Source organism: Faecalibacterium sp. DFI.5.82 (assembly GCF_029076575.1).
Taxonomy (GTDB): domain Bacteria; phylum Bacillota; class Clostridia; order Oscillospirales; family Ruminococcaceae; genus Faecalibacterium; species Faecalibacterium duncaniae.
In genome coordinates, this window is sequence record NZ_JARFIS010000857.1 from 1 (window position 1) to 297 (window position 297).

Sequence of the window (297 nt, forward strand, 5' to 3'; positions counted from 1 at the left end):
CGCAGGCTCCGCTCTGGCCACCGTGGCCAGCGAGAACAGTGACCTTGAGATCGTGGCGGCTGTCACCGTCAACGACCGGCCGCTGATCAACGTGGGCGACCCCTGCAAGTTCGCCATCACCGGCCTGTCGGAGTATTCCTACGGCACCCTGACCGGCACTGTTACCTCCATCGACAGTGACGTGACCACCAACACCAGCGGGTCTTACTACAAGATGACCATCTAGCCGGACAACACCTATGTCGTGAGCACCAGCGGCGACAAGGTGGACCTTTCCAACGGCATGATCGTCACCGC

The 297-nt window shown here is 61.3% G+C and carries 1 protein-coding gene; it reads left to right on the forward strand.

Features of this window, described 5'->3' with window-relative positions; all coding sequences use genetic code 11:
* On the forward strand, positions 1–226 hold a 226-nt coding region (locus P0G09_RS19225; RefSeq protein WP_275253472.1), incomplete at its 5' end, for an HlyD family efflux transporter periplasmic adaptor subunit.
* Positions 227–297: the final 71 nt, after the last annotated feature.